Here is a 4,975-nt window from a genome sequence, read left to right on the forward strand (position 1 = left end):
GGGCTGGGCTTCCTTTGCAAGACGGGGCTCGCGCTGACGCCCCTGGGCATCGCGGCGACGCTGTGGGCGCTCGGCCGGCTGCGCTTCTGTCCGGGGCCGAGGTTCAGCACGGTGGTGGCCATGGTGGGCATGGCCGTGCTCCTGGCCGCGCCGTGGAGCTTCTACTCCGCATGGCGCTGGCCGGAATTGCATGACCTGGAGGCGCGGGTGACGCGCGCCCACCTCTTCGCCGACCCGACGGTGGACGTGGGGCCCTGGCACCGGCCGGTGGATGCCCTCCTGAATGAGGTCAACACCCAGAGCCTGGCGCCGCTGCCCGCGGTGTTGCCGCTGCTCGCTTTCGTGTGGCTGCTGGTGCGCGCGGTGCGCCGGCGGGAACTGGAGGTGGTGGGGCTCGCGTTGTGGGTGGGGGCCACCTGGCTCGTGTTGTCACTGAGCGTGGTGAAGGTCCCCGCCATTGCCTGGGGCGCGGTGCCCGCCGTCCTGGCCGCGTTGGCCATCGCGGGCGCGGATGCCAGACGCCACCCCGCGCTCGCGGCGGCGCTCCTGGCGGCGGTCGCCACGCCGTGGTTCGTCAAGTACCTTCCGGTGCTCGGTGATGTCCGCGCCGTGCTCCCCTCGGTGCTGGTGCAGACGCGCGCCCGGCCCGGGCTCGCCGAGGGACTGGTCGTGGCCGCAACGGCGGCGCTGCTCGTCGCGCTCGTGTGCTGGCGCCTGCCGCGGAGACTGTCCTGGGCGCCCCAGGGGCTGGGGCTCCTGGCCTCGGGCGTGCTCGCGTGGCTGCTGGCCGTCACCTTGCCGGTGGCGAAGGCAGACTACCAGGCCAGGCATCTGGATGACCTGTACGTCACCTACTCCCGCGAGGTGGGGCGCGCGCTCGAACAGCAGACGCCGGCGCGCAGTGTCCTCTTCCTCGCGCAGGACTCGGACGTGCCCAACTCCATGGAGTACCTGAGCCTCATGTTCTGGAGCAACCGCATGACGTACCGGCGGCCGCCCGACGTCGTGAGTGCTCGCAGGCACGGCTATCACCCCTACCTCGTCTCGCCGCTCGCGGAGCGCTACGCCCCCGTCCCCGGTGTGCCTCCCGATGCCGCGCTGCGAGCTTATGACCTGGAAGCCCCCCGGTCCGAACCCGCGCCACTGCCGGATGGCGTCATGTCGTTGGCCTTCCGTGAGAACGACATGGAGGTGCTGGGCGTCGCGGCGGGCCAGGCGGGTGGGGGCCGTGACCGGTATGCCTTCTACGTCCGCGCCCAGGGCGTGCCTCGCGCGCTGCGCGTCGTCTTCCACGGACCGGGCGGAAGCGTGGAGCGCATGCTGGAGCCCGGCGCAGCGCTGCGACAGCCCGCCGCGCTGCGGCGCGCCAGCTGGTTCATCGTGCCCGTGTTGGGGCCTCCCAGCGCCGGCGTGACGCATCTGGAGCTGGGCGCGAACGGCCAGCGGGTGACGTTCTCCCGCCCGGGCGCCTGAGGAAAAAGCGTCGCGAAGCCCCGTGGGGCCCATGCCTGTCGGGTGCAGGGAACTTCACTGCCGAGGCATCTCGCGGGACATGGGAAGCGTTCGCCCAGGTCAGCAGGGCGTGCTGACGGTCGCGGGTGAGGCAATTACCCTCCTCGCGGAGCCCTGATGTTGCTTCAGGTCCGCCGTCGCGGTCCCCACTGTGGGACGCGATTTTCCATCATGCGAGAGGAAGGGCGTAACACCTACCTCCCGTGGGGAATCCTTGTGTCAGGGGCTTGTCGCCCCGCGTCTTCCCAGACGTGGCACAAACGGTGAAATCCGCCGCGTCCGAGCCTGGTGCTCATGAACGAGGTCGGAACCATGCGGATGAAGCAGAAGCAGCAGTGGATTGCCGCGGTATGTGCGGTGGTGGTGGGCGGGAGCGGCGTCGCGAATGCCCACGACCTGATTTGCGAGAAGAAGGTCAATGGCGAATCGGTGGTGGTGGCGGACGCGTATCCCTACACCGCGAACTACAGCTTCAAGGTCACCAACGTCCACCCGACGCTGCCGTCCATCTTGTTGACGGCGACCGATGACGTGCTGTCGAGCGAGGGCTTCACGTTCTCGCCGCCGCCGCCGGTGAGCATTCCTGTCAATGGCTCGCTGACGTCGAACTTCGCGCTGCAAATCGGCAGCTATGACGAGTGCGTGACCATCGCCGCGCAGGATGGCGTGGAGGACAACCACATCGACAACACGTTCAGGGTGACGTTCGACCTGGGCTCGGCCATGTGCTCGGCGCGCCTGACGTGTGAGCGGGAAGAGCCGCCTCCCGTCGAGTGCACCGGCCCGACGCGGACGCTCGGTTTCTACAAGAACCGCATCCTGACGGTCACGCAGTGCCTGGCGCAGGGGGCCATTGACCTGGGCGCCATCGGGACCATCACCACGCTGCCCGCCGCGGAAGGCATCCTGTGGGGCGACCCGGCCATGTACCCGGAGGGAGGGGTGCGCAGCCAACTGGACCGGCTCCGCTTCCTGCTCGCGCGCCAGACGCTGGTGGGCATCTGCAACCAGCGCCTGTTCGGCGCGACGCCCGACCCGACGTCGCTCCTCACGGACGCGGTTGCCGCCCTGAACACCACCCAGTGCGATGTCATCTCGGGCCTCATCGACCCCGTGGACGCCTTCAACAACGGTTGTGACTCCCTCCCGCTCCCGCCCGGCTTCATCCCCGGTCCGTCGACGCCCCAGGCCGCGGAGGCGCTCGCCGTCGACCCGACCTCCAACTCCGGCCAGAGCTGCTCGCCCTGAGCCGTTCCCAAATCAATCCAAGACACCCTTCAAATCTCAAGGAAAGACACGCCATGAAGAAAATCATGTTGTCCACGTGTGTTTGCGCGGCCCTGGCCCTGACGGCCTGCGGTGGGGGCAGTGAGCGGCTCGACTCCGTCCAGGGCGAGCCACCCGCTCCGTCCGGTCCGGTCCAGACGGAGGACGGGCAGCGCTTCGAGCTGCGGCTCCGCGGCTCGGCGGCGGAAGGCTACGAAAAGCTGGAGCTCCCCATCGGTGCTGTTCGCGTCACGGCGGACGGGGCCCCGCTCAAGGTGGAGTTGGCGAAAGACAGCGTGGATGTGGCCCAGGCCGACCACGCGCACCTGGTGGCCTACTTCTACGTGCCGCAAGGCGTGGAGCGCGTCCGCGTGACGCTCCAACTGGAGGGGCTCGGCGGCTATGCCCGGGCGGAGGGCTCCGGCTTCGTCGACGCCAGCGTCGCCCCGGTGACCTTCGAGGCGCCCGTGCACGAACTGGCGCTGCGTGGCCGCGCGGTGGTGCAGCTCGACGTGGCTCGCTCCATCATGGACATGGGGAGCCACCGCTTGCTGCTCCCGAACGGCGTGGTCAACTACTGAGTCACGACACCCCACCCAGTCACCCCACCTGCCGAATCGCTTGACTGGCCGCGTCTCACGCCACAGATGAAGTGGCATGAGACGCGACAGTCGGCTCTCCGTCGCCTGGCATGTCCTCCTTCACCTGGAGGACATGGGCCCCGGGGGGACGTCAGAGGCGATGGGGCGGCTGCTGAAGGCCAATCCCGTGGTGGTCCTGGGACTCGGCGTTCGCCACCGTCGCGCTCGTGCCGCGAAGCGGCGCGTCGAGCCTCGGTCCTGACGCGCCTGGCGCGATTGTGCGCCCCCACCGTACCGTCACCGCTGGAGCTCCCCCATGGCTGACATCACGCATCGAACCGTGAAGACGAATGGCATCCTCCTGCACATCGCGGAGGCGGGTTCGGGGCCGCTCGTGTTGCTCCTGCATGGTTGGCCGGAGTCCTGGTACTCGTGGCGCCATCAGCTTCCGGCGTTGGCGGCGGCGGGGTACCACGCGGTGGCTCCGGACGTCCGTGGCTACGGCCAGAGCGACAAGCCGGAGGCCATCGAGGCGTACAGCATGAAGCAGTTGGTGGGTGATGCGGTTGGCCTGCTGGATGCGCTGGGAGAAAAGACGGCCATCGTCATTGGCCACGACTGGGGCTCGGCGATCGCCTGGAACTGTGCCGCCCTGCATCCCGACCGCTTCCGCGCAGTGGTGGGAATGAGCGTTCCCCATCTGGGCCGCGCGCCCATGCCGCCGATTCAGCTGTTCCAGCACATGTTCGGTGAGAAGTGGTTCTACATCCTCTACTTCCAGGAGCCCGGCGTGGCCGAGGCCGAGTTCGAGGCGGACGTCCCGAGAACGGTCCGGGCGATTCTCACAGGCACCCCCGGCTTCGATGTGACGAATCCCGTCGTGCTGGCGAAGAGGAAGGGGGAGGGCTTCCTCGCGAGGCTCGACGTACCTGAGACGTTGCCCGGCTGGCTCACCGAGGCGGACGTCGCGTACTTCGCGAAGGAGCTCGCCGGCAGTGGATTCCGGGGCGGGCTCAATCGCTACCGCAACATGGACCGGGACTGGCACGAACTTCCTGAGCTGGCGACGGCGGTCATTTCGCAGCCGGCCCTCTACATCGTCGGAGAGAAGGACCCGGTGCGTGCCTTCTCTCCCGTTGACCCGATGAAGGCCCTGGTGCCGAACCTGGCCGACATCCTCGTCGTCCCCGGCGCGGGGCATTGGGTTCAGCAGGAGCGCTCCGCCGAGGTGAATGCCGCGCTCCTGGCCTTCCTGAGCAAGCTGTCTGCCTGAGCCGTGTGCTGCTTGGAGGGCGGCGCGACCGTGCTTCAGTCTCTTTCATGCCGTGGCGGCGTGAGCGGGATGCAGTAGACAGCCTCATCGACGGACAGCGCTACGCGGTCGTCAATGTCAACGCGTCCGAGGGGAATGACCCGGCGCGGATTCGCCGCGGCTCGGGCCGCTTCGACGGCGAGGATGCCGCGACGCGCCTCGCGCGCCGGAAGCGCAACTGGATTGCCGACGTGGAGATTCTGGAGTCGCCGCATCCCTGAGCGTCACAGCGGGCGGGCGGGCTATGGTGCCGTCCATGCGCAGCGCGTCTGGCAGTGCGACGAAACTCCTCGCGGCGGTGGGG

The 4,975-nt window shown here is 68.7% G+C and carries 6 protein-coding genes; all 6 read left to right on the forward strand.

Features of this window, described 5'->3' with window-relative positions; translation table 11 throughout:
* Positions 1-1,473, forward strand: a 1,473-nt coding sequence (locus HNV26_RS36770) for a dolichyl-phosphate-mannose--protein mannosyltransferase (RefSeq protein ID WP_171453019.1), incomplete at its 5' end; no start/stop codon positions are given.
* A 327-nt stretch (positions 1,474-1,800) separates the two neighbouring features.
* Positions 1,801-2,760, forward strand: coding sequence for a hypothetical protein (locus HNV26_RS36775; RefSeq protein WP_366817108.1), 960 nt, complete (start codon positions 1,801-1,803; stop codon positions 2,758-2,760).
* A 53-nt stretch (positions 2,761-2,813) separates the two neighbouring features.
* Positions 2,814-3,359, forward strand: coding sequence for a hypothetical protein (locus HNV26_RS36780; RefSeq protein WP_171445511.1), 546 nt, complete (start codon positions 2,814-2,816; stop codon positions 3,357-3,359).
* A 76-nt stretch (positions 3,360-3,435) separates the two neighbouring features.
* Positions 3,436-3,621, forward strand: coding sequence for a hypothetical protein (locus HNV26_RS36785; protein ID WP_171445510.1), 186 nt, complete (start codon positions 3,436-3,438; stop codon positions 3,619-3,621).
* A 54-nt stretch (positions 3,622-3,675) separates the two neighbouring features.
* Positions 3,676-4,632 (forward strand): alpha/beta fold hydrolase, encoded by a 957-nt coding sequence (locus HNV26_RS36790; RefSeq protein WP_171445509.1) that lies wholly within the window; start codon positions 3,676-3,678, stop codon positions 4,630-4,632.
* A 47-nt stretch (positions 4,633-4,679) separates the two neighbouring features.
* Positions 4,680-4,892, forward strand: a complete 213-nt coding sequence (locus HNV26_RS36795) for a hypothetical protein (RefSeq protein WP_171445508.1) — start codon at positions 4,680-4,682, stop codon at positions 4,890-4,892.
* Positions 4,893-4,975 lie beyond the last annotated feature (83 nt).

This window comes from Myxococcus xanthus (assembly GCF_013116825.1).
In the GTDB taxonomy this organism is placed as follows: Bacteria; Myxococcota; Myxococcia; order Myxococcales; family Myxococcaceae; genus Myxococcus; species Myxococcus xanthus_B.

What these genes read in the sequence shown, in the direction of transcription:
- HNV26_RS36780 (WP_171445511.1), top strand. Translation starts at nt 2,814, where the DNA reads ATGAAGAAAATCATGTTGTCCACGTGTGTTTGCGCGGCCCTGGCCCTG.
- HNV26_RS36785 (WP_171445510.1), top strand. Translation starts at nt 3,436, where the DNA reads ATGAGACGCGACAGTCGGCTCTCCGTCGCCTGGCATGTCCTCCTTCAC.
- HNV26_RS36790 (WP_171445509.1), top strand. Translation starts at nt 3,676, where the DNA reads ATGGCTGACATCACGCATCGAACCGTGAAGACGAATGGCATCCTCCTG.
- HNV26_RS36795 (WP_171445508.1), top strand. Translation starts at nt 4,680, where the DNA reads ATGCCGTGGCGGCGTGAGCGGGATGCAGTAGACAGCCTCATCGACGGA.